This is a genomic window from Phenylobacterium ferrooxidans, assembly GCF_042714595.1.
Taxonomy (GTDB): domain Bacteria; phylum Pseudomonadota; class Alphaproteobacteria; order Caulobacterales; family Caulobacteraceae; genus Phenylobacterium; species Phenylobacterium ferrooxidans.
This window is the reverse complement of the sequence record NZ_JAOTJD010000006.1, coordinates 1-26,076: the sequence shown is the minus strand read 5'-3', so window position 1 is coordinate 26,076 and position 26,076 is coordinate 1. Positions and strand designations below refer to the sequence as shown.

The 26,076-nt window shown below is 68.4% G+C and carries 31 protein-coding genes and 1 tRNA gene; 17 read left to right on the top strand and 15 right to left on the bottom strand.

Going from position 1 to position 26,076, the window contains the following annotated elements:
- Positions 1-26: 26 nt before the first annotated feature.
- The 7 genes from ccmA to OCL97_RS04740 all read left to right on the top strand — a co-directional run bounded on the left by ccmA (position 27) and on the right by OCL97_RS04740 (position 3,628).
- Positions 27-629: a heme ABC exporter ATP-binding protein CcmA gene (gene ccmA, locus OCL97_RS04770; protein WP_377368069.1), complete on the top strand. Its 603-nt coding sequence runs from the start codon at positions 27-29 to the stop codon at positions 627-629.
- Positions 626-1,291, top strand: a complete 666-nt coding sequence (gene ccmB, locus OCL97_RS04765) for a heme exporter protein CcmB (RefSeq protein ID WP_305337370.1) — start codon at positions 626-628, stop codon at positions 1,289-1,291. The genes ccmA and ccmB overlap by 4 nt, the downstream gene beginning before the upstream one ends.
- Before the next feature lie 72 nt (positions 1,292-1,363).
- The gene (locus OCL97_RS04760; protein ID WP_377368067.1) at positions 1,364-1,855 is read left to right on the top strand and encodes a Spy/CpxP family protein refolding chaperone; all 492 of its coding nucleotides are present in this window, start codon (positions 1,364-1,366) and stop codon (positions 1,853-1,855) included.
- Positions 1,856-1,919: 64 nt separating this feature from the next.
- Positions 1,920-2,648 carry a heme ABC transporter permease CcmC gene (ccmC, locus tag OCL97_RS04755; protein WP_377368065.1) on the top strand — a complete coding sequence of 243 codons (729 nt, stop codon included), beginning with the start codon at positions 1,920-1,922 and terminating at the stop codon, positions 2,646-2,648.
- Between the two features lies 1 nt (position 2,649).
- Positions 2,650-2,805: a heme exporter protein CcmD gene (ccmD, locus tag OCL97_RS04750; protein WP_304775336.1), complete on the top strand. Its 156-nt coding sequence runs from the start codon at positions 2,650-2,652 to the stop codon at positions 2,803-2,805.
- Complete coding sequence (locus OCL97_RS04745; RefSeq protein WP_377368063.1) at positions 2,802-3,317, top strand: DsbE family thiol:disulfide interchange protein; 516 nt, start codon at positions 2,802-2,804, stop codon at positions 3,315-3,317. The genes ccmD and OCL97_RS04745 overlap by 4 nt, the downstream gene beginning before the upstream one ends.
- Before the next feature lie 59 nt (positions 3,318-3,376).
- Entirely contained in the window at positions 3,377-3,628 is a 252-nt protein-coding gene (locus tag OCL97_RS04740; RefSeq protein ID WP_304775340.1) for a hypothetical protein, read from the top strand.
- A gap of 27 nt (positions 3,629-3,655) precedes the next feature.
- Here OCL97_RS04740 and OCL97_RS04735 read toward each other — a convergent pair whose 3' ends face one another.
- The 3 genes from OCL97_RS04735 to ftsY all read right to left on the bottom strand — a co-directional run bounded on the left by OCL97_RS04735 (position 3,656) and on the right by ftsY (position 5,898).
- The gene (locus OCL97_RS04735; protein ID WP_377368061.1) at positions 3,656-4,294 is read right to left on the bottom strand and encodes a MarR family winged helix-turn-helix transcriptional regulator; all 639 of its coding nucleotides are present in this window, start codon (positions 4,292-4,294) and stop codon (positions 3,656-3,658) included.
- Positions 4,295-4,378: 84 nt separating this feature from the next.
- The gene (locus OCL97_RS04730; RefSeq protein ID WP_304775344.1) at positions 4,379-4,966 is read right to left on the bottom strand and encodes an inner membrane-spanning protein YciB; all 588 of its coding nucleotides are present in this window, start codon (positions 4,964-4,966) and stop codon (positions 4,379-4,381) included.
- Positions 4,963-5,898, bottom strand: a complete 936-nt coding sequence (gene ftsY, locus OCL97_RS04725; protein ID WP_377368058.1) for a signal recognition particle-docking protein FtsY — start codon at positions 5,896-5,898, stop codon at positions 4,963-4,965. The genes OCL97_RS04730 and ftsY overlap by 4 nt, the downstream gene beginning before the upstream one ends.
- A gap of 46 nt (positions 5,899-5,944) precedes the next feature.
- On the opposite strand from ftsY, the gene OCL97_RS04720 reads away from it, so the two are divergent.
- On the top strand, positions 5,945-6,574 hold the full coding sequence (locus OCL97_RS04720; protein WP_304775348.1) for a trimeric intracellular cation channel family protein: 630 nt from the start codon (positions 5,945-5,947) through the stop codon (positions 6,572-6,574).
- Here the strand turns inward: OCL97_RS04720 and OCL97_RS04715 are convergent.
- Genes OCL97_RS04715 through dapF form a run of 3 tightly spaced genes read right to left on the bottom strand, consistent with a single transcriptional unit; the run spans position 6,571 to position 9,124 of the window.
- Positions 6,571-7,035 carry a GFA family protein gene (locus OCL97_RS04715; protein ID WP_377368056.1) on the bottom strand — a complete coding sequence of 155 codons (465 nt, stop codon included), beginning with the start codon at positions 7,033-7,035 and terminating at the stop codon, positions 6,571-6,573. The genes OCL97_RS04720 and OCL97_RS04715 overlap by 4 nt on opposite strands.
- Positions 7,032-8,300 carry a tRNA (N(6)-L-threonylcarbamoyladenosine(37)-C(2))-methylthiotransferase MtaB gene (gene mtaB, locus OCL97_RS04710; RefSeq protein WP_377368054.1) on the bottom strand — a complete coding sequence of 423 codons (1,269 nt, stop codon included), beginning with the start codon at positions 8,298-8,300 and terminating at the stop codon, positions 7,032-7,034. Before mtaB ends, OCL97_RS04715 begins: the two co-directional genes overlap by 4 nt.
- The gene (dapF, locus tag OCL97_RS04705) at positions 8,297-9,124 is read right to left on the bottom strand and encodes a diaminopimelate epimerase (protein WP_370690174.1); all 828 of its coding nucleotides are present in this window, start codon (positions 9,122-9,124) and stop codon (positions 8,297-8,299) included. Before dapF ends, mtaB begins: the two co-directional genes overlap by 4 nt.
- Positions 9,125-9,205: 81 nt before the next feature.
- Between dapF and OCL97_RS04700 the strand changes: the two genes are divergently transcribed.
- Positions 9,206-11,272 (top strand): prolyl oligopeptidase family serine peptidase, encoded by a 2,067-nt coding sequence (locus tag OCL97_RS04700; RefSeq protein ID WP_377368052.1) that lies wholly within the window; start codon positions 9,206-9,208, stop codon positions 11,270-11,272.
- Positions 11,273-11,322: 50 nt separating this feature from the next.
- On the opposite strand, the gene OCL97_RS04695 is transcribed toward OCL97_RS04700, so the two are convergent.
- From OCL97_RS04695 to OCL97_RS04665, 7 genes are all read right to left on the bottom strand, one after another.
- Positions 11,323-11,892, bottom strand: a complete 570-nt coding sequence (locus OCL97_RS04695) for a PadR family transcriptional regulator (protein ID WP_304775354.1) — start codon at positions 11,890-11,892, stop codon at positions 11,323-11,325.
- A gap of 119 nt (positions 11,893-12,011) precedes the next feature.
- Positions 12,012-12,416, bottom strand: a complete 405-nt coding sequence (locus OCL97_RS04690) for a host attachment family protein (RefSeq protein ID WP_304775356.1) — start codon at positions 12,414-12,416, stop codon at positions 12,012-12,014.
- Positions 12,417-12,513: 97 nt separating this feature from the next.
- Positions 12,514-13,410, bottom strand: coding sequence for a hydrogen peroxide-inducible genes activator (locus OCL97_RS04685; RefSeq protein ID WP_304775359.1), 897 nt, complete (start codon positions 13,408-13,410; stop codon positions 12,514-12,516).
- Positions 13,411-13,500: 90 nt separating this feature from the next.
- The gene (gene ahpF / locus OCL97_RS04680) at positions 13,501-15,084 is read right to left on the bottom strand and encodes an alkyl hydroperoxide reductase subunit F (RefSeq protein ID WP_377368049.1); all 1,584 of its coding nucleotides are present in this window, start codon (positions 15,082-15,084) and stop codon (positions 13,501-13,503) included.
- 84 nt (positions 15,085-15,168) lie between these two features.
- On the bottom strand, positions 15,169-15,732 hold the full coding sequence (ahpC, locus tag OCL97_RS04675) for an alkyl hydroperoxide reductase subunit C (protein ID WP_304775363.1): 564 nt from the start codon (positions 15,730-15,732) through the stop codon (positions 15,169-15,171).
- A gap of 110 nt (positions 15,733-15,842) precedes the next feature.
- Entirely contained in the window at positions 15,843-16,370 is a 528-nt protein-coding gene (locus tag OCL97_RS04670) for an ATPase (RefSeq protein WP_377368046.1), read from the bottom strand.
- Between the two features lie 14 nt (positions 16,371-16,384).
- Positions 16,385-17,236, bottom strand: a complete 852-nt coding sequence (locus OCL97_RS04665; RefSeq protein ID WP_377368045.1) for a glutamate racemase — start codon at positions 17,234-17,236, stop codon at positions 16,385-16,387.
- A 175-nt stretch (positions 17,237-17,411) separates the two neighbouring features.
- On the opposite strand from OCL97_RS04665, the gene OCL97_RS04660 reads away from it, so the two are divergent.
- The 6 genes from OCL97_RS04660 (at position 17,412) to rimM (ending at position 23,419) form a co-directional block, all read left to right on the top strand.
- Positions 17,412-17,675, top strand: a complete 264-nt coding sequence (locus OCL97_RS04660) for a hypothetical protein (RefSeq protein ID WP_304775371.1) — start codon at positions 17,412-17,414, stop codon at positions 17,673-17,675.
- A 14-nt stretch (positions 17,676-17,689) separates the two neighbouring features.
- The gene (locus tag OCL97_RS04655; protein ID WP_377368043.1) at positions 17,690-18,343 is read left to right on the top strand and encodes a TetR/AcrR family transcriptional regulator; all 654 of its coding nucleotides are present in this window, start codon (positions 17,690-17,692) and stop codon (positions 18,341-18,343) included.
- 86 nt (positions 18,344-18,429) lie between these two features.
- Positions 18,430-20,550 carry a M3 family metallopeptidase gene (locus tag OCL97_RS04650; protein ID WP_377368041.1) on the top strand — a complete coding sequence of 707 codons (2,121 nt, stop codon included), beginning with the start codon at positions 18,430-18,432 and terminating at the stop codon, positions 20,548-20,550.
- Positions 20,551-20,734: 184 nt separating this feature from the next.
- Positions 20,735-22,276 carry a signal recognition particle protein gene (gene ffh / locus OCL97_RS04645; protein WP_377368039.1) on the top strand — a complete coding sequence of 514 codons (1,542 nt, stop codon included), beginning with the start codon at positions 20,735-20,737 and terminating at the stop codon, positions 22,274-22,276.
- A 19-nt stretch (positions 22,277-22,295) separates the two neighbouring features.
- Positions 22,296-22,871, top strand: coding sequence for a 30S ribosomal protein S16 (rpsP, locus tag OCL97_RS04640; RefSeq protein ID WP_304775379.1), 576 nt, complete (start codon positions 22,296-22,298; stop codon positions 22,869-22,871).
- A gap of 26 nt (positions 22,872-22,897) precedes the next feature.
- Positions 22,898-23,419, top strand: coding sequence for a ribosome maturation factor RimM (gene rimM, locus OCL97_RS04635; protein WP_377368036.1), 522 nt, complete (start codon positions 22,898-22,900; stop codon positions 23,417-23,419).
- 10 nt (positions 23,420-23,429) lie between these two features.
- On the opposite strand, the gene OCL97_RS04630 is transcribed toward rimM, so the two are convergent.
- Together OCL97_RS04630 and OCL97_RS04625 are read right to left on the bottom strand one after the other, a co-directional pair.
- Positions 23,430-24,227 (bottom strand): isocitrate lyase/PEP mutase family protein, encoded by a 798-nt coding sequence (locus OCL97_RS04630; RefSeq protein WP_377368034.1) that lies wholly within the window; start codon positions 24,225-24,227, stop codon positions 23,430-23,432.
- 98 nt (positions 24,228-24,325) lie between these two features.
- Positions 24,326-24,574 (bottom strand): zinc-finger domain-containing protein, encoded by a 249-nt coding sequence (locus OCL97_RS04625; protein ID WP_304775452.1) that lies wholly within the window; start codon positions 24,572-24,574, stop codon positions 24,326-24,328.
- Between the two features lie 246 nt (positions 24,575-24,820).
- On the opposite strand from OCL97_RS04625, the gene OCL97_RS04620 reads away from it, so the two are divergent.
- Both OCL97_RS04620 and OCL97_RS04615 read left to right on the top strand, forming a co-directional pair.
- On the top strand, positions 24,821-25,771 hold the full coding sequence (locus OCL97_RS04620; protein ID WP_304775387.1) for an ABC transporter ATP-binding protein: 951 nt from the start codon (positions 24,821-24,823) through the stop codon (positions 25,769-25,771).
- Positions 25,772-25,817: 46 nt separating this feature from the next.
- Positions 25,818-25,894 (top strand) — tRNA-Arg (locus tag OCL97_RS04615).
- The last annotated feature ends 182 nt before the right edge of the window (positions 25,895-26,076 follow it).

Genomic DNA, 26,076 nt, shown 5'->3' with positions numbered 1-26,076 from the left:
GTCCATGCGGTGGGAAGTTTGACGTCGTGATCTCGCACCTCAGCCTGGAAAACCTGTCGGTCCGACGGGGCGGGCGCCTGCTTTTTGAAAGCCTGAACCTGACCCTCGACGCTGGCGAGGCCGCCGCCCTCACCGGCCGAAACGGCGCGGGCAAGACGAGCCTGCTGCGGACCATAGCCGGCCTCGTCCAGAGCGAGGCCGGGACGGTTGGCTTTGGGCCCCAGGACCCCGGCGCGGCACGGGCGCTGGGCCTGCATCTGATCGGCCACCTGGACGGTCTGAAACCGGGACGAACCACCCGCGAGGAGCTGACCTTCTGGAGCCTCTGGACCGGTGGCGGCGAGGTTTCGATCGCCCTGGCCATCGAGACTCTGGAGCTGTCCACCCTGCTGGACCTGGAGGTCCGGCGGCTGTCGGCGGGCCAGAGGCGTCGCCTGGCGCTCGCGCGGCTGATCGCCGCTCCCCGGCCGCTGTGGCTGCTGGACGAGCCCCTGAGCCCGCTGGACGCCGGATGGCGGCGGCGATTCGGTCAGGTGATGGCCAACCACCTTTCGACGGGCGGCCTGATCGTCGCGGCGGTCCACGACCCCCTGCCCGTCCCCCACAAGACCCTGGAGATCGGCGCGTGAGTCGGGCCGGCGCCCTGCTGACCCGGGAGGTCTCGCTGGCCTGGGGCAAGGGCGGGGGCCCCCTGGTGGCGCTTGGCTTCTACGCCGGAACCGCCACCCTGCTGCCGCTCGCCACCGGGCCGGAGCCCGCGCGCCTGGCGGCCATCGCCACGGGGATGGCCTGGGTCGCACTGGCGCTGGCCGCCCTGCTGTCCCTCGAGCGGTTGTTCGAACGGGACTACGAGGACGGCGCGCTGGACCTGATCGTCCTGTCGCCCGTGCCGCTGGAGATCGTGTGCGCCCTCAAATGCCTGGGCCAGTGGATCGCCACCGGGGCGCCGCTGGCGCTCGCAGCCCCCCTCGCCGCCATCGCCCTGGGGGCAGAACCGCGCCTCGCGCCGCTGATCTTCGCCTGCGCCCTGGTGGGCGGCCTGGCTTTCGCCTTCACCGGCGGGATTGGCGCGGCTCTGAGCCTCGGAGCCCGGCGCGGCGGCCTGCTGACGGCGGTGATCGTGCTGCCGCTGTTCGTCCCGCCGGTGATCTTCGGCGGCGCCGCCCTGGACGCCTTCGCCGGGGGGCTGCCCTGGCGCCCGGGCCTGGCCCTGCTCTGCGCCTATGCCGCCGCCGCGGTGGCGCTGGGTCCCCTGGCGATGGCGGCGGCCTGCCGCAACGCCCTGTCCTAAATTCGCGCGACGGAAAACCCGGGGCCCCGCGTTGAAGGGGTGAGGGATACAAACTCCGGAGTCCGAGACGCCATGAAATTCACCACACCATTGCTGCTGAGCGGCGCAATCCTGACCCTGGGCCTCGGCGGCGCGGCCGTCGCCCAACCGGCCCCGGCCGCCCAGGAAGCCGGACACCGTCACGAGCGCGGCGACCGCCCGCACCGCGATCCCGCCGAGATGGCCGCCCGCCGCGCCCAGCACCTGCGCGACACCCTGCAACTGACCCCGAACCAGGAACCGGCGCTGAACGCCTTCGTGTCCTCCATGGCCCCGCCGGCCGATCGTCGCGACAAGATGCGTGCGGCCCGGGGCGAACGCGCCGCCATGACCACGCCCGAGCGTCTGGACCGGATGAAGGCCCACATGGCCGACCGTCAGGCTCAGTTCGCCCGCCGCGCCGAGGCGACGATGCGGTTCTACAGCCAGCTCTCGCCCGCCCAGAAGAAGGCCTTCGACGCGATGCCTCCAAAGGGCGGCCGCGGCGGCAAGGGCGGTGGTCACCGGGGCGGCGGTCACGGCTAGACTTAGGTTCTGAAAGCGACCCCGGCTTGCCCCAAGCGGCGCCGGGGTCTAATTCGCCAGGGCAATGATCCCGGCGCCAGCCTTCCTGAGTAATCCCGAGCGCTTCATGGCGTTCTCGCGCTGGGCCGCGCCCATGTTCGGCGTCGTCGCCGTCGTCCTGGCCCTGGCCGGCCTCTGGTTGGGTTTCATCGCCCCGGAGGACTACCAGCAGGGCGACACGGTGCGGATCATGTTCATCCACGTGCCCGCCGCCTGGATGGGGATGTTCGTCTACGCTTGCCTCGGAGGCGCGAGCTTCCTGGCCCTGGTGTTCCGCCATGCGCTCGCCGACGCCGCCGCCCAGGCCGCGGCGCCGCTGGGCGCCGCCTTCACAGTCCTGGCCCTGGCCACTGGCGCCCTCTGGGGCCGGCCGATGTGGGGCGCCTGGTGGGTCTGGGACGCGCGTCTGACCTCGGTCCTGGTCCTGCTGCTGTTCTACCTGGCCTACATGGCCCTGAGGGCCTCTCTGGACGACGAGACCAAGGCGGCCCGCGCGGGGGCGATCCTGGCCCTCGTAGGCCTGGTGAACCTGCCCATCGTCCACTGGTCGGTGAACTGGTGGAACACCCTGCACCAGGGCGCCTCGGTGTTCCGCAAGGGCGGCCCCACCATGACGGACGACTACCTCTATCCCCTGCTGTTGCTGGGCCTGGCCTATATGGCGGCCTTCGGCTCTCTGTGGCTGGTGCGCATCCGCGCCGAGGTCTGGCGGCGCCGCGCCGAGGCCGCCGCCCTGCGCGCGGCGAGAGGCTGATATGCTCGACCTCGATCCCGGCCCCTACGCCGTCTACATCTGGCCCGCCTACGGGCTGACAGTCCTGGTCTTCATTCTGATGATCGCCGGCAGCCTCAACCGCGCCCGCCGCTGGCGGAGGAAGGCCGAGGCCTTCTCCAAGGACCGCGAGGCATGAGCCGCTGGCTGGCGGCCATGCCGCTGATCGCCCTGGTGGCGCTGGCCCTGCTGTTTGGCCTGTTCGCCCTCAAGCACGATCCTCGGGTGGAGCCCCAGGCCCTGGTGGGCAAGCCCATCCCGGACCTTGTCCTGCCGACCCTGGACGATGGCCGGCCGGTGCGCCTGCGTGAGACCGCCAAGGGGCCGCTGCTGGTGAACATCTTCGCCTCCTGGTGCGCCCCCTGCGAGATCGAGCATCCGGTGCTCGTCGAGATGAAGGCCCAGGGCGTGCCGGTGGTGGGGATCGCCTACAAGGACGCCCCGGACAACACCAAGGCCTTCCTGAACCGCCTGGGGGATCCCTATGTCGCCCGGCTGGTGGATCGGGACGGACGGGGCGGCATCGAGCTCGGCGTCACCGGCGTGCCCGAGACCTATCTGGTTGGGGCCGACGGGATGATTCTGGCCAAGCACACCGGCCCGCTGACCGCCCAGGTCGCCAAGGATCTGTGGGCCAAGGGCGCGCGTTAACCTTGCGTTGACCATATTCGCGCGATGGCTTGAGCCGCGCATTAACCATAAGGCCGCCCGTGGCGCTCCCGATCCGACCCGGCTTTCCGCAGAGCTCCGCTCCAGTCCAGCGGCCGGACCCCGTCCGCAACGCCGGTCAGCGCGCCTTTTTCGAGGCCGCGCTCGGACTGCAGCAGCAGGCGCCGTTGTCGAGCGCTGCGTCCCAGCCGGCGCCGCGCCCCCAGCCGGCGGGGCGCATTCCCACCGACCTGCCGGCCGATCCGCCGGAGCGCATCCTGCGCCCGGGCTCACTGTTGGACATCAAGGTCTAGCCGGCCACCCGAAGGGGGCGCGGAGCGTCAGGCCGCCTTCTTGGCCTTCTTCTCTTTCTTCGGCTTCTCTGCCTTCGGAGCTTTCTCCGCCTTCTCAGGCTTGGGCGCCCTCTCAGCCTTGGGGGCCTTCTGCGCCTTGGGCTTCTTCACCTTGGCGGGCTTCTCAGCCTTCACTTTCCTGGTCTTTTCCACCGGTGGCTGACCCGCGGCCTCGCCGGCGGCGATCAGGTCGCGCAGCACGCTGACCAGCCCCTCGCGCTTGCCCGAGGAGAGCAGCTTCAGCAGCCGGGCGTCGGTGGCGGCCATCTTGGGCTTGGCGTCCTCCAGCAGCTCGCGGCCCGCGGCGGTCAGGCTGACAGCATTGGCCCGGGCGTCGGCGGCGGACCGCTGGCGTTCCAGCAGGCCTTTCGTGATCATCCGCGCAGCCATGTCGGCCAGGGTGGATCGGTCAATGCCGGTGATGCGAACCAGGTCGGTCTGGGTGAGACCCTCGTGAGCCTCCACGGCGCTCAGCACCGCATACTGACGCTGGGTGGGGCCGCCGGCCTCGAAGGTCTCGGAATAGATGTCGAGGGAGAGCTGCAGGGCGCGATGCAGCAGGTGGCTGGGGGACTTGTCCAGGGCCGGAAGCCCGCCCGACTTGCCGCCCGACTTGGTCTTAGCCATGAGGTGGTCCCGCCATCCAATTGGATCAGGTCGGAAAGCTATAGGCCGATCACGTCGTTTTGACGACACACGTCCGTGGACGGCCTATTCGATCGGGGGCACCGGCGGTGGCTCATCGATCTTGGCGTACTTCATCATCAGCGGGACCTGGGAGAATCCGAACAGGATGTGGATGATGGAGAGGCCCGGGAAGCGGAACAGAACCCAGGTCGCGTCGGGCTGGGTGCGCCAGATGAATTCGTTCAGAGCCGCCACGCAGAGGAAGAAGATCCCGTAGCGCCAGGACAGCTTGCGCCAGCCCTCGTCGGGCATCTGGAACGCCTTGCCCAGCAGGATCTTCAGCGGATTCTTGCGCAGTAGCATGCCGCCAATCAGGAACAGGCCGAAGGCGGCCGAGGTCACCGTGGGCTTGATCTTGATGAAGCGGTCGTCGTGGAAGAGCAGGGTCAGGCAGCCGAACAGCACCGCGATCAGCCCCGCCACCAGGGGCATGGGGGCGATCCGCTTCTCCACCACATAGCCGACGATCAGGGCCAGGGCCGCGCCGGCCACCATGCCCCAGGTCGCCTGGACCGTATCGCGGGTGATGAAATAGGCGATGACGAAGCCGACCGGCCATCCGTAGTCGACGAAGCCGGTGACGAACTTCCTGGCGCCAGGCGAAAGAGTCATGCGTCCTCCAGACCGACGAGGGAACGGGCGAAGGCCCGGGCGTTGAAGGGCTGAAGATCCTCGATCCCCTCGCCGACGCCAATGAGTTTGATGGGGCTGTCGGAAGCCTGGGCCACAGGCACCAGGACTCCGCCCCGGGCGGTGCCGTCCAGCTTGGTCATGACGATGCCGGAAACGCCGATCTGGTTGCCGAAGATGTTTTCCTGCGCCAGCGCATTGCGGCCCACGGTGGCGTCGAGCACCAGCAGGGTCTCGTGCGGCGCGTCCGGATCGATCTTCTTCACCACGCGGATGACCTTGAGCAGTTCGTCCATCAGGCCCTGCTTGTTCTGCAGGCGGCCGGCGGTGTCGATGAGGACCACGTCGTGACCCTTCTCCTTGGCGCTGGCGATGGCGTCGAAGGCCAGGCCCGCGGCGTCGGAATTGGGTGGCCGGGACATGAAGTCGGCCCCGGCGCGCTCGGCCCAGACCTTCAGCTGCTCGACGGCGGCGGCGCGGAAGGTGTCGCCGGCCACCACCAGCACCTTGGCGCCCTTGCCGGTCAGGTCGGCGGCGATCTTGCCGAGCGTCGTGGTCTTGCCCGACCCGTTGACCCCGATGAACAGCACCACATAGGGCTTGGGCCCCGACAGCGGGTCAAAGGTTCCCTGGCGGCTGGAGAGCTCGTCGCCGATGGCCTCGGCGAGCGCCTCCTTGATCTCCATCTCGTCGACGCTCTTGCCGAACTTGGCGTCGGAGAAGCGCTGGGTGATGCGGGCGGCTGAATGCGGGCCGAGATCGGCCTCGATCAGCATCTCTTCCAGCTCGTCGAGCTTGGCCTGGTCCAGCGGCGTCTTGGTGAAGGTCGCCGCGACCTGCTCGGTCAGCGCCTTGGACGACCGCGTGAGGCCGCCGGCGAGGCGCTGGAGCCAGCCCTTCTTGGGTTCAGTCATAGGCGGCTTCTAGCGGCTCCACGGCGTGCGCGATAGAGGATGGGGAATGGACGCCCTCACCGCCACCCTGACCTGGCTGGACTATGCGGCCGTGGCTGTGTTCGGCGCCACCGGCGCCCTGGCCGCGGCGCGGCGCAAGCACGACATCGTCACCTTCGGCTTCTTCGCCGCCGTGACCGGCGTGGGGGGCGGGACCCTGCGCGACCTGCTGATCGGGGCGCCGGTCTTCTGGGTGCAGAAGCCGGCCTATATCCTGGCCTGCCTGGCCGCCGCCACGGCGGTCTGGGTGTTCGGGCCGGGCAAGGGGCGGATGCGGGTGCTGCTGTGGTTCGACGCCCTGGGTCTGTCGGCCTACTGCGTGGTGGGGGCGGCCAAGGCGGCCTCCCTGGGCGCCCCGCCGTTCTCCGCCGTGGTCATGGGGACGCTGACGGCCTGCTTCGGCGGGGTGATCCGCGACGTCCTGGCCCACGAGCCGTCGATCCTGCTGCGGCGTGAGGTCTATGTCACCGCCGCCCTCGTGGGCGCGGGCGTCTTCGTCATCCTGCAGATGTTCGAGGTTCCGGGCTTCCCGGCCGGACTGGCGGGTTTCGCCGCCGCCTTCGCCATCCGCGCCGGGGCCATCCTCAAGGGCTGGGCCCTGCCGGGCTTTCCGGGGCGCGGGACGCCGGAAGACTAGGGTCGGGGCGGCCAGGCCTCGGTGTCGTGGTCGGGGTGCTGATAGCTGACCAGGGCGGCGTAGAATTCGGCCATCTTCTCCGCCGCCTCGGGCGCCCGCTCGGGCAGGCTCCCCAGGTCATTCACATAGGGCAGCCGGGACTCGGTCCCCACCTGCAGGGCCGGGACGATTTGCTCGGGCGTGTCGAAGGCGCCGATGGCGATGTTGATCGTCCACTTCGGCGACTCAAAGGAAAGCTGGGTTCCGCAGTCGCCGCAGAAGCCGCGCCTGATCAGGTTGGAGCTCTGGAAATATTTCGGCGCCCCGCGGGTCCACTTGAAGTCGTTGGCGTCGACATAGGGGCCGTAGAAGCCGCCGAAGGCCTTCTGGCACATGCGGCAGTGACAGATGCTGGGGCGCCCCAGGCTCTGCGCATGGAAGCGCACGGCGCCGCACTGGCAACCGCCTGACCAACCGCTCACTCCGCCGCCTCCAGCACCGCCACGGTTCCAAGCACGCGGGTCCCGTCGTGGCCCGTGATCCGCAGAGGAACGATGGCGCCCACGGCGGCCTCGCCGACATAGGCGATCTCGGTGAAGTCCTCGGCGCGGGCGACGCCGTCGCGTTCCACCAGGCCCATGATCGTCCGGCCGACCTGGCGCTGCAGGTGCCGCTCCAAGGCGCGCTGGCCGGCGGCGCGCAGGCGGGCGGCGCGATCCTTGATCACCGGGCGCTGCAGCTGCGGCATCCGGGCGGCGGGCGTGCCCGGGCGCGGGCTGAAGGGGAAGACGTGCAGGAAGGACAGCCCGCCCTCCTCGACGAGGCGCAGGGTGTTCTCGAACATCTCCTCGGTCTCCGTCGGGAAACCGGCGATCAGGTCGGCGCCGAAGGCCACGTCCGGGCGTACGGCGCGCACATCGCCGATCAGCTTCAGGGCGTCGTCGCGGCTGTGGCGGCGCTTCATCCGCTTCAGGATCATGTCGTCGCCGGCCTGCAGGGACAGGTGCAGGTAGGGCATGAGGCGCCGATCCTCCGCCAGGCAGCGCATCAAGTCCGGGTCGATTTCGGCGGCGTCGATGGAGGACAGCCGAAGGCGCGGCAGCTCCGGGACCAGCTTCAGGATGCGGGCCACGAGTTGGCCAAGCGTCGGTTGGCCGGGAAGGTCGGCGCCCCAGCTGGTGATATCCACCCCAGTGAGCACCACCTCGAGATAGCCCTGGGCCGTCAGCTTGCGGACCTGCTCCACCACCTCGCCGGCGGCGGCCGAGCGGGAATTGCCCCGGCCGAAGGGGATGATGCAGAAGGTGCAGCGATGGTCGCAGCCGTTCTGGACCTCGACATAGGCCCGCGCCCGGTCCTTCAGCCCGTCGATCAGGTGGCCGGCGGTCTCCCGCACGCTCATGATGTCGTTGACCCGCACCCGGCCTTCCGGCGCGCTCGCGGCATAGGCGCCGGCCTCGCTCTTCTCGGCGTTGCCCAGCACCAGGTCCACCTCGGCCATGGCGGCGAAGGCGGCGGGGTCGATCTGGGCGGCGCAACCGGTGACGATGACCTTCGCGTCGGGGCGCTCGCGGCGGGCCTTGCGGATCGCCTGACGCGCCTGACGGACGGCTTCGCCGGTCACCGCACAGGTGTTGAAGACGATGGCGTTGGAAAGCCCGTCCTCGGCGGCGCGGGCCCGGATGACCTCGCTCTCATAGGCGTTGAGGCGGCAGCCGAAGGTGACGATGTCGACGCTGTCGGTCATGGCAGCACGCCGGTGAACTCGAGCTCCAGGCCGCCGGTCATGATCACGTGGCCGTCGCTTTCGCGCCACTCTATGACGAGCTCGCCGCCGTCCAGCTCGAGGGTCGCCTTGCGGTCGGTGAGGCCACGGCGCGACGCCGCCACCAGAGCCGCACAGGCGCCGGTGCCGCAGGCCTTGGTGAGGCCGGCGCCGCGTTCCCAGACCTTGAGGCGAATGCGGTCTCGGGCCTTGATCTGAGCAAAGCCGACATTGACGCCTTCAGGAAACAGCCGGTGATGCTCGATCATGGGGCCGACCTCGCGCACCGGGGCGGTCTCGGCGTCGTCCACGAAGAACACCACGTGGGGATTACCCATGGAGACGCAGCCCGGCGTGTGCAGATGCGGGGCGTCGATGGGGCCGACCTGGAGCTCTATCCCCCGGGTGTCCATCTCCTCCTCCAGGGGAATCTGAGTCCAATGGAGGCCGGGCTCGCCCATGTCGACGCTGACGGCCTTGTCGCCGGCCCGGCGCGCGGTGAGCAGGCCGGCCTGGGTCTCGAAGGTCGCCTCGTCCTTGCCCGACGCCTCCATCAGCAGCCAGCCCACGCAACGGCTGGCGTTGCCGCAGGCGCCCACCTCCTCGCCGTCGGCGTTCCAGAAGCGGACGGCGGCGTCAGCGCGCGTCGACGGATCTATAGAGACGATCTGGTCGCAGCCGATCCCGCCCTCGCGGCTTGCGATGGCGCGCACCTCTTCGGCGCTGGGCGCGAAGGGCGCCGATCGGGCCTCGACCACGACGAAGTCGTTGCCGAGCCCGTTCATCTTCAGGAACGGACGGCTCATAGTGGCGGCTATATAGGCGAGAAATCCCCGCCGATCACCTTTGGCGAGACAGGACCTGCCGTCGGGTCCTAGATTTGCGCGATGAAGCTGCTTTTGACCGCGCTGACCGGCGCCCTGCTGCTGGCTCCCATGGCGCACGCCCAGACCCCCGCTGACCCCTTCACCTGGCTGGAGGAGGTCGATGCGCCCAAGGCCCTGACCTGGGTCGAGGGCCAGAACGCCAGGTCGGCCAAGCGGCTGGAGACCGATCCCCGCTACGCGACCTACCTCGCCGAGGGGCGAGCCATCTTCACGGCCAAGGACCGCATCCCGTGGCCGGAGTTCCGGGCCGGCGGAGTGGACAACCTCTGGCAGGACGACGCCCACGTCCACGGCGTCTGGCGCCACGCGAGCCTGGCCTCCTATCGCAGCGAGGCGCCGGCCTGGGAGACCCTGCTCGACCTGGACGCACTGTCCAAGGCCGAGGGCAGGAACTGGATCTGGAAGGGGGCGACCTGCCTGAAGCCCGCCGAGAGGCTGTGCCTGGTGAGGCTCTCCGACGGTGGCGGAGACGCGGTGGAGGTTCGCGAGTTCGACACCGCCAGCAAGACCTTTGTGAGCGGCGGCTTCCGTCTGGCCGAGGGCAAGCAGGACGTGGCCTGGCTGGACCGCGACACCCTGGTGGCGGACCGCATCTGGACGCCTGGCGACGAGACCCCCTCGGGCTATGCCTATATCGTCAAGACCCTGACCCGCGACGGCCAGGCCCGCGAGGTCTATCGCGGCCTGAAGAGTGACGTCGGGGTCTCACCCATCGTCCTGCGCGGCGCGGGCGGTCGGGCCGACGGCCTGATGGCCCGCCGGGGGATCACCTTTTTCGAAAACGAGTTCGTGCTGCTGGACGCCGGCAGGACGATCCCGGTCGCCCTGCCCCGGCGGGCCGAATACCAGGCCTATGTCGACGGCCAGGTGGTCTTCGATCTGAAGGAGGCCTGGGAGGGCTTCGGCGCCGGCGCCCTGATCGCCTACGACCTTGCGGCCCTGAGGGCCGGGACCGCCAAGCCGGAGCTGATCTTCCAGCCGGGCCCGCGCCAGGCGACCAGCGAGGTCTACGACACCAAGGGCCGGCTGATCGTGAACCTGCTGGACGAGGTGAAGGGCGCGGTCGAAGCCTATGGCCGCAAGGACGGCAAGTGGACGGCCACGCGCCTAGCCTTGCCGAAGGACGCCACCTTCACGGTGCGCTCCGCCTCTGGGGATGACGATCAGGTCTTCGTCGCCGCCGAGGGTTTCCTTGATCCCACCAGCCTGTGGCTGGCCGACGCGGCGACCGGCAAGGCGACCCCGGTCAAGACCCTGCCCGCGCGCTTCAACGCCGCCACCCACGAGGTGAAGCAGCACTGGGCGACCTCGTCGGACGGGGCGAAGATCCCCTATTTCGTGGTGCTGCCCAAGGGCGCGAAGCTGGACGGCTCGCTGCCCACCATCATGTACGGCTATGGCGGGTTCGAGGTGGCCAAGCCGCCGATCTATCTGCCGGAAATGGGCAAGATCTGGCTGGAACGAGGTGGCGCCTATGTGATCGCCAATATCCGCGGCGGCGGTGAGTTCGGACCCGCCTGGCACCAGAGCGTGCTGCGGGAGAAACGCCAACTGTCCTTCGACGACTTCGCCGCGGTGGCCAAGGACCTGTCGGCGCGCAAGATCACCTCGGCGCGCAGGCTCGGCATCTATGGCCGGTCCAACGGCGGGGTGCTGACCACGGTCTCCATGACCCAGCATCCCGAGCTGTGGAACGCCATCGTGGTGGAGAGCCCGCTGATCGACATGCTGCGCTATCACAAGCTGTCGGCGGGGGCCTCGTGGATCGGGGAATACGGCGATCCAGACGTGCCGGCTGACCGGGCCTTCATCGAGACCTACTCAGCCTATGAGAACCTCAAGGCCGGTGTGAAATATCCCGAGCCCTACATCACCACCAACACCCGCGACGACCGGGTCCACCCCGGCCATGCGCGGAAATTCGCCGCCCGGCTGGAGGCCATGGGCGTCCCCTATCTCTACTACGAGCAGACCTTCGGGGGTCACGCCAACGACGCCGATCCGGAGCTGAACGCCCGCCGCTGGGCCCGCCACTACGTCTACCTGGCTCAGAAGCTGATGGACTGACGATGCCTGGAGATCACCGCTCCGGAACGTCACGCCGCCTGAAGCTTTGATCAGACCCGCTCGATCTTCGAGGCGGCCTCGTCGATGGCCGCGGCGATGGCGTCCACCTGCTCCTCGGTCACGCCGCCGCGCTGCATGCGCAGGCGCAGCGCTGTGCTGAGGTTCTGCATGGCGCGCTGCAATTTGGGACGGGCGCCGGAGGATTGTTCGGCCGCCTCGTCCAGGCGAGCGAAGATGGCGTCCACCGAAGGGCGGTTGGCCTCGAGCGCCTCCTTGCCGGCGGCCGTGGCTTCATAGGCCTTACGTCCGCCCTCGGCGGCGATGGGAACCACGAAGCCCTCGTCTTCCAGCAGGGAAAGGGTGGGGTAGATCACGCCTGGGCTCGGCCGATAGGCGCCCCCGGTGCGTTCCTCGAGTTCGCGCATCACTTCGTAGCCATGGCGGGGCTTCTCGGCCAGCAGGGCCAGGACCAGGAACCGCAGGTCCCCGTGTTCCAGAAGCCGGCCGATGCGGCCGCCACGTTCCCCGCGTCCACCATGACCGCGAAGGTGTTCGCGCAGGTGTCCGCCGAAGCCATGGCGACTGCGGTGTTCGTGTTTATGAGAGAAGTGTCGATGCATTTTCGATCCTATTTAGACATATCGATACTACAGATATATCTAACCCAGATCGGAATTCAATAGAGATATATCGAAATAGATCGCGGTGGTCCGGGGCGGCGTCACCCGCCCCGGACGCCTCAGGCGTGGGAGATGGCGGTCTCGATATCGCCGATGGCGTGACCGGTCAGGTCCTTGGCAAGTTCGCCCAGCAGCTTGGCCTCCAGGGCCTTGTGATAATGGCGGCGCAGCTCGCCCAGGGTTTTGGGGGCGGCGATGATGTAGAGGTGCTCCATCTTGCCGGCCAGGGCCTGCTCGTTCAACCAGGCCGCCGTGGCCGCGGCGAAGCCATCCTCGCGCTGTTGGCCGTCATTCGGGTTGGCGGAGCTGGAATAGTGATGGTCGCCGGAGCTGCGATTGACCTTGCCCAGGGTGGCCGGCGGCAGGGCCGTGAGCTTGGGATGAACCTCGTCGCCGCCGTTCCGGTAGAGGTGAAGCGTCACGCCGTCCGCGACGGCGACGGTCGTGCCCTTGGGTAGTTGCATATTCTTGCTCCGATGGATCGGGGAGAACCCCATGATCGCAACGTCTGACGCGGCCGGTCGGGCCCAACCATGATCTGGCTCAATTGCGGGCCGCCGCTCAGGCGTCCCGCAGGGTCTCCGCCAGCAGTCGGCCCTCGGCGCCCCGACTGGAGCCCGAGCGCCAGGCCACCACGATCTCGCGGCTGGGGTGGTCGGCCTTTATGTGGCGCACCGCGACGTGGGCGGCCGAGGTCAGGCCCGCCTCCACCGCCATGGCCGGCAGGTAGGTGACGCCGAGACCTGATCCGACCATCTGCACCAGGGTGGGCAGGGAGGTGGCGGCGAAGGCCTCCTCATCTCCGGTGGCCTTTGGAGGCTTCAGCCCGCACGCCGACAGCACGTGGTCACGCAGGCAGTGCCCGTCTTCCAGCAGGATCAGATCCTCCCCCTCCATGGCCGAGGGCGGGAATTCCAGCTGGTTGGCCAGGGGGTGGTCGGCCGGAATAGCGGCCAGCAGTTCGTCGTCCGAGACATGGGCGTGGGCCAGGCCCTGCATGTCGAAGGGCAGGGCGATCAGGGCCGCGTCGAGCTGGCCGGCCTTCAGGGCGCCGATCAGGCGCTGGGTCAGGTCCTCGCGCAGGTACAGCCGCAGCTTCGGGAACCGCGACCGCAGCAGGGGCAGGGCCTTGGGCAACAGGAAGGGGGCGATGGTGGGGATGACCCCCAGGCGGAACCGGCCCGTCAGGGGCTGGCTGGCGTTCTTGGCCGCCTGCACCAGTTCCTCGGCCTCGTTGAGGATGGTGTTGGCGCGGGAAAGCGCGGCCTCCCCCACCGCCGTCAGGATCACGCCCGAGCGGGCGCGGTCCACCACCGGAGCGCCGAGCGTTCGCTCCAGCTCCTGAATGCCCGCCGACAGGGTGGGCTGGGTGACGTGGGCGGCCTCAGCGGCCTTCCCGAACGCCCCATGCTCGGCGAGGAGCTTGAGGTACTGCAGTTGGCGGATGGTCGGGAGCATGAGTAACTATAGGCCTAGTCTATGGAAAACCCAATGACTATTGAGTAAATGCGCCCCTTCTCCCCATGCCGGAGAAGGGGCGCGTTGGCTCTAGGCCGCCACAGCCTCGGTCGCCTCAGTCGGCAGGCGAATGAGGTAGTCGAAGGCCGAAAGCGCCGCCTTGGCGCCGTCGCCAGCGGCGATGACGATCTGCTTGAACGGCGTGGTGGTGGCGTCGCCCGCCGCGAACACGCCGGGGATGGAGGTCGCCCCGTGGCCGTCCACCTCGATCTCGCCGCGTGGGGTGAGCGCGATGGCGCCCTCCAGCCACTCGGTGTTCGGGACCAGGCCGATCTGCACGAAGATTCCCTCGAGTTCGACGGTGTGCAGGCCCTCGGTGGCGCGGTCGCGGTAGACCAGACCGCTGACCTTGGCGCCGTCGCCCAGCACCTCGGTGGTCAGGGCCGAGGTGATGATGGTGACATTGTCCAGGCTGGCGAGCTTGCGCTGCAGGACCGCGTCGGCCCGCAGCTGGCTGTCGAATTCGATCAGGGTGACATGGGCGACGATGCCGGCCAGGTCGATGGCCGCCTCGACACCGCTGTTGCCGCCGCCGATCACCGCCACGCGCTTGCCCTTGAACAGGGGGCCGTCACAGTGGGGGCAATAGGCCACGCCGGCGTTGCGGTACTGCTCCTCGCCAGGCACGCCCATCTGCCGCCAGCGGGCGCCAGGCGCCAGGATCAGGGTCTTGGCCCGCAGGCTCGCGCCGTTCTCCAGCACGATCTCGTTGAGGTCGCCGGCCGCGCCAGCTGGGATCAGCCTGGCCGCCTTCTGCAGGTTCATCACGTCGACGTCGTAGTCCTTGACGTGGCGCTCCAGGCCGGAGACCAGCTTGGGGCCCTCGGTGTGGGGCACGGAGATAAAGTTCTCGATGGCCATGGTGTCCAGCACCTGGCCGCCGAAGCGCTCGGCCGCCAGGCCGGTGACGATGCCCTTGCGGGCGGCATAGACCGCCGCGGCGGCGCCGGCCGGGCCGCCGCCCACCACCAGCACGTCGAAGACGCCCTTGGCGGCGATCTTCGCCGCGTCACGGGCCGCCGCGCCGGTGTCCAGCTTGGCCAGGATCTGCTCCAGGCTCATGCGGCCCTGGTCGAAGGCCTCGCCGTTCAGCAGGACGGTGGGGACAGCCATGATCTTGCGCGCCTCGACCTCGTCCTGGAACAGGGCGCCGTCGATGGCGGTGTGGCGGATTCGCGGGTTCAGCACGCTCATCAGGTTCAGCGCCTGCACCACGTCGGGGCAGTTCTGGCAGGTGAGCGAGAAATAGGTCTCGAAGGTGAGGTCGGCGTCGAGCGCCTTCACTTGGTCGATGACCTCGGCCTCCACCCGGGGCGGGTGGCCGCCGGCCTGCAGCAGGGCCAGCACCAGGGAGGTGAACTCGTGGCCCATGGGCAGGCCCGCGAAGGTCACGCGGGCCTCCGAGCCCTCCGCGCCCACGGTGAAGGATGGGACGCGGCCGTCGGTCCCGTCCTCGCGGACGGTGATCTTGTCGGAGGCCTGCGCGACGTCGGCCAGCAGGGCCTTGAGTTCGGCCGACTTGGCCGAGGCGTCAAGGCTGGCGACCAGGACCACCGGGTGGCGCAGATTCTCCAGATAGGTCTTGAGCTGGGACTTCAGGCCTTGATCCAACATGACGGACTCCGGTGGGGACGCGGGAATTCTTGAGGAGGGGCGCCGCCGCCGTTCCGATGAACGGCGGCGGACGCGGGGTAGGCTTTAGATCTTGCCGACCAGGTCGAGGGAGGGGGCCAGGGTCGCCTCGCCTTCCTGCCACTTGGCGGGGCAGACTTCGCCCGGGTGGGCGGCGACGTACTGGGCGGCCTTGACCTTGCGCAGCAGTTCCAGGGCGTCGCGGCCGATGCCGCCGGCGGTGATCTCGACGATCTGGATCTTGCCGTCGGGGTCCACCACGAAGGTGCCGCGGTCGGCGAGGCCGGCCTCTTCGATCATGACGTCGAAGTTGCGCGTGATCACGCCGGTGGGGTCGCCCACCATGACGTACTCAATCTTCTTCACGGCTTCGGACGTGTCGTGCCAGGCCTTGTGGGCGAAGTGGGTGTCGGTGGAGACGCTGTAGATCTCCACGCCAAGCTTCTTGAACTCGGCGTAGTTGTCGGCCAGGTCCTCAAGCTCGGTCGGGCAGACGAAGGTGAAATCGGCCGGGTAGAAGAACACCACCGACCACTTGCCCTTCAGATCGGCGTCCGAGACGGAGATGAACTTGCCGGCTTGGAAGGCTTCGGCCTTGAACGGCTTGATTTCGGTATTGATGAGGGACAACGCGAGCTCCTGGTTGGTTCGGGAAGGAGCCCGCTGTCTATATGGCGCCGCAGCATTGGGGAAATTGATAATATAAGTCGTGGGAATAGATTTTATCTATCTTGATGCCGTCAGCCTGGCTTGCCGGTCTCGATCAGCGTTTTCAGCCGGGCCACCTGCTCGCCGATGACGCCATCGACCGGCTTGGCCCACTGTTCCGCCAGCCCACCCTTGGCGTAGCCGCCGACGTCGTAGGTGACGGTGAGCACCGTGGTGGCGGGATCCGCACCCGCCTTGAAGTTGAAGGCCATGTGGCCGCTGGCGCCGGTGAACTGCAGGGGGCCAAGCGCGCCCGAGAGCCGCAGGGCGCCGTCACCGGCGTAGACCACCGTCATGTGACGCGCGAAGCCGTCCTTCAACTTCTCGCAGAAGCATCCCGTCACCAGGTCGATGGTGAGGTTGCGGGCGTCACCCGACCAGCTGTGGGACGAGCTCCACCAGCCGCTGGGCGCCAGGGTCGCGACCCTCACCTTTTCCGGGGGTGCGGCGATGGTGACGACGTGGCGACTCTGGAAGCCCTGGGGCGACTGGTCGACGACTTCGGCGCGCGCGGCGCCGGCGAGCGACAGGGCGGCCACGGCCGCCAGGATGGTCTTCATGAGAAGGACTCCGCCTAAGCTTGCTCGAAGCTTAGCGGAGCCCCCCAGAAAGTCTCCACCAGGGCGTTCTGGGCGCCGGGCTTGCCGGTGGTGAGGAAGACACGGCGGCCCGAGTCCCCAGCCGTGTATTCCGGATGCCGGGCGAGATAGGCCTCCAGCGCGTCGGCCGTGGCGTCCGGCTGGTGAATGAGCGGAGCGCCCGGCTTGAGCGCCGCGCGGAACATGTCGGCCACCATCTCGTAGTGGGTGCAGCCGAGGATGGCTCGGTCGGGGGTGCGGCCGATGCGGGCGCTGATAGCCTTCACATGGGCCTCCACCTGGGTGGCCAGCTCCACGGCCCCGGCCCCGGTTTCGATCATCCGGGCGAGATCTGGGCAGGGCTCGGTGAAGACCGCGACGTCCTGGCGGCGCTTGTCGATCTCGATCTCATAGACGCGGGAGCGCGCGGTGGCCGGTGTGGCGAACACCGCCAGCACATCGAGCTTCTCCACCTTGTCGCCCCGGCGTTCGGCCTCATGCTCCCACGGCAGGCCGGTGGCCGCCTCGATGGTAGGCACAATGATGCCGAGCACATTCACCGAGCGTTGTTTTTCCTTACGGTAGCCCGGCAGCCAAGTCTGCTGCAGGCGCCGCAGAGCGACGCCGGAGGCGGTGTTGCAGGCTAGGACCACCAGGTCGCAGCCCCGGTCGAACAGAGCCTCGCAGCCGGCGCGGGTGAGATCGACGATCTCCTCCCCCTCGCGGCCGCCATAGGGCGTGTTGGCCTGATCGGCGAGGTAGATGAGGTCCGCCTGCGGGAAGCGGTCCACCAGCCGACGGTGCACCGTCAGCCCGCCCACCCCGGAATCGAAAACGCCAATTGCCATGGATCGCGCTTAGCCCTCCGGCGCGGCAGCGTCCAGCGCGCTATCGGGCGGACAGGTTCATTGAACGTGGTTACCCACTATTGACACGAATGTCAGCCTGACATAGGCGTCATTCTCAATTGGCCAGTCCTCCCCCAGCCTGGCTCCTCCTCCTCCCCGAGACCCACTGAACGCCATGGCTATGCCCCTCTCCGCTCGTCCCGGACTCTCCAAGGACGACCCTGACTCCACCTGGATCGTCGGCGTCGAAGTCGATCTGGCCACCGCGCTCGCCCTGGCGCGCGCCTCCACCAAGGCCCTGCTGGAACTGTCCCCCCTCGCCCACCGCGAGATCAGTTCGGCCCTGGCCCAGGAGATCGACATCCTGGAAACCCAGCGCGACCCGCTTTCGGCCGCCGCGGCCCAGGCCCTCAAGCAGTACCTGCCGGAGGCCGCCTGACCCCTCGACGCCCCATGAGGGTCAATCTGGAAGCCCGCGCCGCGGCGGCCGAAAGCCGCCGCGCGCAAACCCGCGCACGCTTGATAAAGGCGGCGATGACGGTGATCGCCGAGAAAGGCCCGGAGGCCTCGTCCATCGAGGACTTCGTGGCGTCGGCCGGGGTCTCGCGCGGCACCTTCTACAACTACTTCCCAACCTACGAAGACCTGCTCCACGCTCTGAACACCGAGATCTCGGAAGCCCTGGACAAGACCCTGGAGCCCGTCGGGTCAGAGATCGACGACCCCGCGGTCCTGCTGGCCACGGTCACGCACAGGATCTTCGCCGCCTACGCCCTCGACCCGGTGCGCGGCTGGCTGGCCCTGAGGATCGAGTCCGTCGCGATTCCGCGCCAGGCGGTGTTCGAGGCCCGCTTTGACGCGGTCTACAGGTCGGCCGTGGCCAGCGGCCGGTTCCGCGACTGCGAGGTCGCCGCCGCCCGCAACCTCGCTTTCGGAGCCTTCCGCATGGGCCAGCGCGACATGGTCCTGGGGGCGGTCGCCCCCGATCACGCCGTGGATCTGGTGTCCCTCATCCTGATCGCCTTCGGCCTGACCCCCAGCGAGAGCATCAAGATCAGCCGCGAGGCCTTCAGAGAAGCCAAGGAAGCGACCCGCCGCCCTGACTGATGGGCAAGATTACGGTCCTGTCATGTGACGTCCGGTTACATCCTGCCTAAGGTCCTGGCTCCTTGAGCAGATTTTCCGGAGTCGCCATGCATCGGCGCACGTTTCTCGCCGCGTCCAGCGCCCTGGCCGCCGCAACCCTGGTTCCGACGATAAGCCTCGCCGCGGACGCCGACCTCCTCTCCGCGCCCTGGACCGGGCCCTATGGCGGGGTCCCCCCCTTCGACAAGGTCAAGGTCGCTCACTTCGCCCCGGCCATCGAGGCGGCCATGGCGGCGGAACTGGCGCAGGTCGAGGCGATCGCCGCCAATCCCGAGCCGCCCACCTTCGCCAACACCATCGAGGCTCTGGAGCGCACGGGCGACGCCAAGAACCGCGTCGACACCCTGATGGGCATCTGGAGCGGCACGCTGTCGACGCCTGAGATGCGGGCGGTGGACAAGGAAATCGCCCCAAAGGACGCGGCCCACGGCGACGCGATCCTGCAGAACGCCGCGCTCTTCAAGCGCATCGAGGCGGTCTACGATACCCGAACGACCTCGGGCCTGACCCCTGAGCAGCAACGCCTGACCTGGGTCTATTGGAACCGCTTCGTGCGCGCGGGCGCCCGGCTGACGCCGGAGGCCAAGGCCCGGGTCGGCGCCATCAACCAGGAGCTGGCCGGGAACTTCACCGCCTTCAGCCAGAACCTGCTGGCCGACGAGACCGACTACGTCTTCTACCTGCGCACCGAGAGCGAGCTGAAGGGCCTGCCCAATGACGTCCGCGACGCCGCCGCCGGGGCGGCCGAGGAACGCGGCCACAAGGGCGAGTTCGCCATCCTCAACACCCGCTCCTCCATCGACCCGTTCCTGACCTATTCGACGCGGCGCGACCTGCGGGAAAAGGTCTGGCGCACCTTCTACAGCCGCGGCGACAACGGCGACGCCCACGACAACAACGCCATCATCAAGAAGATCCTCAAGCTGCGGGTCGAGCGCGCGAAACTGCTGGGCTATCCGACCCACGCCCATTGGCGGCTGGACAACGCCATGGCCAAGACGCCCGAGAACGCCATGGCCCTGATGATGCGGGTCTGGCCCTCGGCCATCGCCCGGGTCCGCCAGGAGGTGGCCGAGATGCAGGCCATCGCCGACAAGGAAAAGGCCGGCCTGAAGATCGAGCCCTGGGACTACCGCTTCTATGCCGAGAAGGTCCGCGCCGACCGCTACAACCTCGATATGAACGAGGTGAAGGCCTACCTGCAGCTCGACAAGCTGCGCGAGGGAATGTTCTGGGCCTCGGGCCAGATTTACGGCTTCACCTATCACCCGGTGACCGACGTGCCCGTGGCCCATCCCGACATCAAGGTCTGGGAGGTGAAGGGCGCGGACGGCGGCCATGTCGGCCTTTGGTACTTCGATCCCTATGCGCGCCAGGGCAAGCGCTCGGGCGCCTGGATGAGCGCCTACCGCGCCCAGGAGAAGTTCCGCGGCAAGATCACCACCATCGTCTCCAACAACTCCAACTTCGTGAAGGGCGCCCCCGGTGAGCCGGTCCTGATCAGCTGGGACGACGCCACCACCCTGTTCCACGAGTTCGGCCACGCCCTGCACGGCCTGAACTCCGACGTGACCTATCCCACCCTCGCGGGCACCGCCGTGGCGCGGGACTATGTGGAGTTTCCGAGCCAGGTGAACGAGGAATGGCTGGCGACGCCGGAAGTGCTAAACCGCTTCGCCCTGCACCATCAGACAGGCAAGCCGATGCCTGCGGCCCTGGCCGCCAAGATCGAGAAGGCCCACACCTTCCGCCAGGGCTTCGATGTGACCGAATACCTGTCCTCGGCCCTCATCGACATGAAGCTGCACCTGGCCGGTGACGCCGACATCGACCCGGACGCCTTCGAGCGGGAGGAGCTGAAGAAGCTGGGCATGCCTAGCGAACTGCCGATGCGCCACCGGACGCCGCAGTTCCAGCACGTCTTCGCCAGCGACGGCTATTCGGCGGGCTACTACAGCTACCTGTGGTCGGAGGTCCTGGCCCACGACGCCTACGGCGCCTTCACCGAGGGATCGGGGCCCTATGACAAGGCCGTGGCCAAGCGCCTGCATGACAAGGTCATGAGCATCGGCAACACCGTCGATCCGGCCGAGGCCTATCGCAGCTTCCGGGGTCGGGACCCGGACGTGAAGGCCTATCTCCGCGACAAGGGCTTCCCGACCAGCTGAAGCAACGGCCCGGGTTCCTTGACCTTTCGGCCTGCCGAGCGCATAAGCGCGCCCTTCCGGCGCAGAGCAATCGCGCCCTCTACCGCTACGGCCCCCAGGTCTTATCTGGGACGAGAGCGGCGAGGCCCCCCGTCGACGTGATCGTCCACGGGGGTCGATTGCGTTTGGGCCACAGGAGTTCGAATTGTTCGACGCGCTAACAGATCGGCTGTCTTCCGTCTTCGACCGGCTCTCCGGTCGTGGCGTGCTGTCCGAGAAGGATATCGACGAGGCGCTGCGCGAGGTCCGCGTGGCCCTGCTCGAGGCCGACGTCGCCCTGCCCGTCGTCCGCGAGTTCATCGCCAAGGCCAAGGAAAAGGCCGCCGGCCAGGACGTGATCCGCTCGATCCGTCCCGCCGACCAGGTGGTGAAGATCACCTATGACGGCCTGGTGGAGATGCTGGGCGGGGAGGGCGGCGCCGAGGGGCTGAACATCAGCCTCAACCCGCCGACCGTGATCCTGATGGCCGGCCTGCAGGGTTCGGGCAAGACCACCACGGCGGCCAAGCTGGGCCTCAAGCTCGGCAAGGACCGCAAGAAGGTCCTGCTGGCCTCGCTGGACACCCGTCGCCCCGCGGCGATGGAGCAGCTGGCCACCCTGGCCGTGGCGGCCGGCGTCGACTCCCTGCCCATCGTGGCCGGCCAGAGCGCCCCGGATATCGCCCGGCGCGCCATGAGCGCCGCCAAGCTGCAGGGCTACGACATCCTCATCCTCGACACCGCCGGGCGCACGACGCTCGACGAGGCGATGATGAGCGAGGCCGCCGAGATCGCGCGGATCGCCAATCCGTCGGAAACCCTGCTGGTGGCCGACAGCCTCACCGGCCAGGACGCGGTGCGCACCGCCAAGGCCTTCCATGAGCGCCTGCCCCTCACCGGCCTGGTGCTGACCCGGGCCGACGGCGACGGCCGCGGCGGCGCGGCGCTCTCGATGCGCGCGGTCACCGGCCTGCCCATCAAGTTCCTGGGCGTCTCGGAAAAGATCGACGGCCTGGACGTCTTCGACGCCGCCCGCGTGGCGGGCCGTATCCTGGGCCAGGGCGACGTCATCGCCCTGGTGGAGAAGGCCAGCGCCGATCTCGACGTCGCCAAGGCCGAGGCCATGGCCAAGAAGCTGGCCAAGGGCCAGTTCGACCTGGACATGATGGCCGACCAGTTCGCCCAGATGAAGAAGATGGGCGGCATGGAAGGCCTGATGGGCTTCCTCCCCGGCGTCCAGAAGATGAAGAAGCAGATCGCCGAGGCCAATATCTCGGACAAGGCCCTGGACCGGCAGGCGGCGATCATCTCCTCGATGACCAAGCTGGAGCGCAAGAAGCCCGACATCCTGGCGGCGTCGCGCAAGCGCCGGATCGCCAAGGGCGCGGGCGTCGACGTCTCCGAGGTCAATCGCCTGCTGAAGCAGCATCGCCAGATGGCCGACGCCTTCAAGGCGATGAGCAAGGACGGCGGCAAGGGCTTCGCCCGCATGGCCGGAATGATGGGCGGCGGCGGCGCGGGCGGCATGGACCGCCTGAAGTCGCTTGGCGGCGGCAAGCTGGCCCTGCCCGACCAGAACCAACTCGAGGCGCTCGGCAAGATGGCCGGGGGCGGGGGCAAGCTTCCCGGCCTCGGCGACGGGGCTCCCAAACTTCCCGGCCTGGGCGGCGGCCTGCCCCCCGGCTTCAATCCCTTCAAGAAATCCTAGAGATAACAAGGACTAACCTATGCTGAAGATCCGTCTCGCCCGTGGCGGCGCCAAGAAGCGCCCCTACTATTCCATCGTCGTCGCCGACAGCCACTCCCCCCGCGATGGCCGCTTCATTGAGAAGGTGGGCACCTACAACCCGCTGCTGAAGCGTGACGATCCCAGCCGCGTCACCCTGAAGCTGGAAAGCATCCAGGCCTGGATCGCCAAGGGCGCCCAGCCCACCGACCGCGTCGCGCGCTTCCTGGCCCAGGCCGGCGTCGTGAAGTGGGAACACGGCAACAACCCCAACAAGGGCAAGCCCGGCAAGAAGGCCGTCGAGCGTACGGAAGAGCGCGCCCAGCGCGACGCCGCCGCCGCCGCCGCCCTGGAAGAAGCCAAGAACGCCCCGGCTCCCGAGCCGGAACCCGAAGCCGCTCCGGTTGAAGAGGCTCCGGCCGCTGAAGCCCCCGCCGCCGAGGAAGCCCCGGCTGCTGAAGACGCGCCCGCCGCTGAAGCTGCTCCGGCCGCTGAAGAAGCCCCTGCCGCTGCTGAACCGGTCGCCGAGGAAGCCGCTGCCGAGCCGGCCGCCGCGGAAGACAAGGCTGAAGGCTGAGGCTTGAGACGGAGGCGTTAAGTCCCATGGCTGGCCGCCTCCTCCAGGTCGCCCGCGTCGCCGGAGCCTTCGGCGTGCGCGGGGAGATCCGCATCACCACCTTTACCGAAGACCCTCTTGCGCTCGCGACCTACAGGGTCCTTACGCGTGAGGACGGGTCCCCGGGCCTGACCATTACGACGGCGCGGGCGGTGAAGGGGGCGGTGATCGCCAGGGCTGCGGGTATCGATACCCGGGACCAGGCTGAGGCCCTGCGCGGCCTCAAGCTGTTCATCGCCCGCGAGGCCCTGCCCGCTCCCGATGAAGACGAATTCTATCACGCCGACCTGCTGGGCCTGACCCTCGAGACTCCCGAGGGCGAGCTGATGGGCAAGGTGAAGACCATCCAGGACTTCGGGGCCGGCGACCTCATCGAGGTCCAGCCCCCGATGGGCGCGAGTTGGTGGCTGCCCTTCACCCGCGAGACGGTGCCGGAAGTTCGCATCGCCGAGGGCAAGCTGATCGCCGTGCGCCCCGCCGAGATCGACGGCGACGCCGAGGAGGGCTGAGCCTATCGGTTCAGCCGAACCGCTTGTTGAAGCTCGGCAGACCTTCCGACAGCGGGGTGAGGGGATCGGACTCACCGTCCTTCAGATAGGCCGCCGTGGCCCGCGCCAGGGTCCCGTAGGCCGCCGCGAATAGGCCGCCGCCGGAGGATAGCCGCCGGACGCCCGCCGCCTGCAGCCTGGCCGCATTGGGCAGGCCGGGTCGCGCCATGGCGTTGACCGGCAACGGGATCTCCTTGGCGAGCACCGTCAGCAGGGCCTCGTCGGTGGGGCCGGGAACGAAAATCCCGTCCGCGCCGGCCGCGGCGTAGGTTCTGGCCCGCGCCAACACCTCAGCCTGCGCGGCCTCGCCGGCGGCCAGGCCCTTCAGATAGACGTCGGTGCGGGCGTTGATGAACAGGGCGACGCCGGCCTGGTCGGCGGCTTTGCGCGCCGCTTCGATCTTGCGGGCGTGCAGGGCGGCGTCACGCCGGCCGTCCTCCAGGTTGATTCCGACGGCGCCGGCGCCCACCACCGCCTTGATGGTTTCGGCCAGCTCAGCGAGGTCATCGGTGTAACCGCCCTCGATGTCGGCGGTCAGCGGGACCCTCAGGACCCGGCTGATCTCGGCGATGGCGGTCAGCAGCAGGGGGACCGGGAAGAAATCGCCGTCCGCATAGCCGTGGGCCCAGGCGACGGCGGCGCTGGAGGTGGCCACGGCCTTGGCGCCGGCGTCCTCCATGATCGCGGCGCTGGCGGCGTCCCAGGCATTTGGGAGGACCAGGATTTCGGGGCCGGCGTGCAGGGCCTTGAAGGCGGCGGCTTGGCTCATGGGCGTCTCCTCTTATCGTCTAGGACGGTATAGGAGGCGCCACCGTGACATGCTCGCGGATATCGGACTCAAACAGAGCCCGCGAACCGGCCGGACGATCAGTGGCCGTGCGGGCCCTCATAGACCCCCGGCGCCAGACGCTCGTCCTCGGGGCCCTCGGTTCCGTGGGCCAGGACGAAGCGGCGGTCGCAATAGGGGCACTCGACAAAGGTCGCCTCACCCATCTCCAGCCAGACCCGCGGATGGCCCAGAGCCCCGCCGACGCCGTCACAGGCGATGCGGCCCGAACGCACCACGACCGTCTCCGGGGCGGGCAAATCGGGCGTCAGGGCCGGCTTGGCGGGCATGGGCTCGACGTGAGCGCCCTGGTTAGGGACGGGGGTGGCTTTACGGGCCATGATGCAGACTCTCCGACAGCGGACGCCTTGGCGAAGGGTCCACAGGAGCCCCAAGTTTTTTGAGAATCAAAAAGCAGGGACCAAAACTTCAGGGCGTGACGGGCGTCCGAACCGGCTTCCACTTCGGACTGTCACGCCCTAGGTATGCGACCATAGCTTTACGCGTCAATCGCGCCTGTTTTCGAAAAGTCCCGCATGACCCTTCCCGACTACGCCATTGAGGCCAAGGGCCTGGTGAAGACCTATCCCGCCACCAAGACCACCCCCGAGATGCTGGCGCTGAAGGGCATCGACCTGGTCATTCCGCGCGGCTCGATCTTCGGCCTGCTGGGGCCCAACGGGGCGGGCAAGTCGACCTTCATCAACATCCTGGCGGGCCTTTGCAAGAAGACCTCCGGCACGGTCTCCATCTGGGGCCGGGACATTGACGAGCGCCCCCGCGACGCGCGAGCCGCCATCGGGGTGGTGCCACAGGAGATCGCCGCCGACCCCTTCTTCACCCCCCGCGAGAGCCTGGAGGTCCAGGCGGGCATGTACGGCGTGCCGGCCAAGGAGCGCCGGACCATGGAGCTGCTCAACGCGCTCGGCCTCGGCGACAAGGCCAACGCCTATGTCCGCCAACTCTCCGGCGGCATGAAGCGCCGGCTGATGGTGGCCAAGGCGATGACCCATAACCCGCCCGTCCTGATCCTTGACGAGCCCACGGCGGGCGTCGACGTCGAACTTCGCAAGCAGCTCTGGAACTATGTGGTGGAGCTGAATCGCAAGGGCGTCACCATCGTGCTCACCACCCACTATCTGGAAGAAGCCCAGGAGCTCTGCGACCAGATCGCCATCGTCAACCGGGGCCAGGTGGTGGCCTGCGAACCCACCGGGACCCTGCTGGCCCGCATGGACATCCGCAACGTGGTGGTGACGCCCGAAGAACCGGTGACCGCGGCCCCGACCCTGCCGGGCTTCGAAACCAAGCTGCGCCCGGCCGGCGCCTTCGCCGTGTCCTATCGCACGGGTCAGTCCAGCGTGGAGCAGGTGCTCGCCGCCGTGCGCGCCGCGGGCCTGCACATCAAGGATATCGCCACGGAGGACCCGGACCTGGAGGACGTCTTCGTGTCCCTCACCTCGGCCCCCGCGCCCATCGACGCGTGAGCCTTCCGTTCGGCGCGGCTTTCCGCTAGAAGCGCGTTTCCGAAACGCACCCGTAGCTCAGCTGGATAGAGCGTTGCCCTCCGAAGGCAAAGGTCACACGTTCGAATCGTGTCGGGTGCGCCAACGGACTTCCCAAGAAACTCGGGCTTCGGGCCCGCCAGTTGGTGGCCGAGCGGACCGTTGTCGGCTGCGCGCCCGCTAGAGCGGGCCGCGTTTTGACGGAATCGGGATTCCCAAATCAGGGCTGATCTGATTCATCCTCTCTGCTGGAGGAGGTCAGCGCTGATGACGGCTCCGTATTCTAT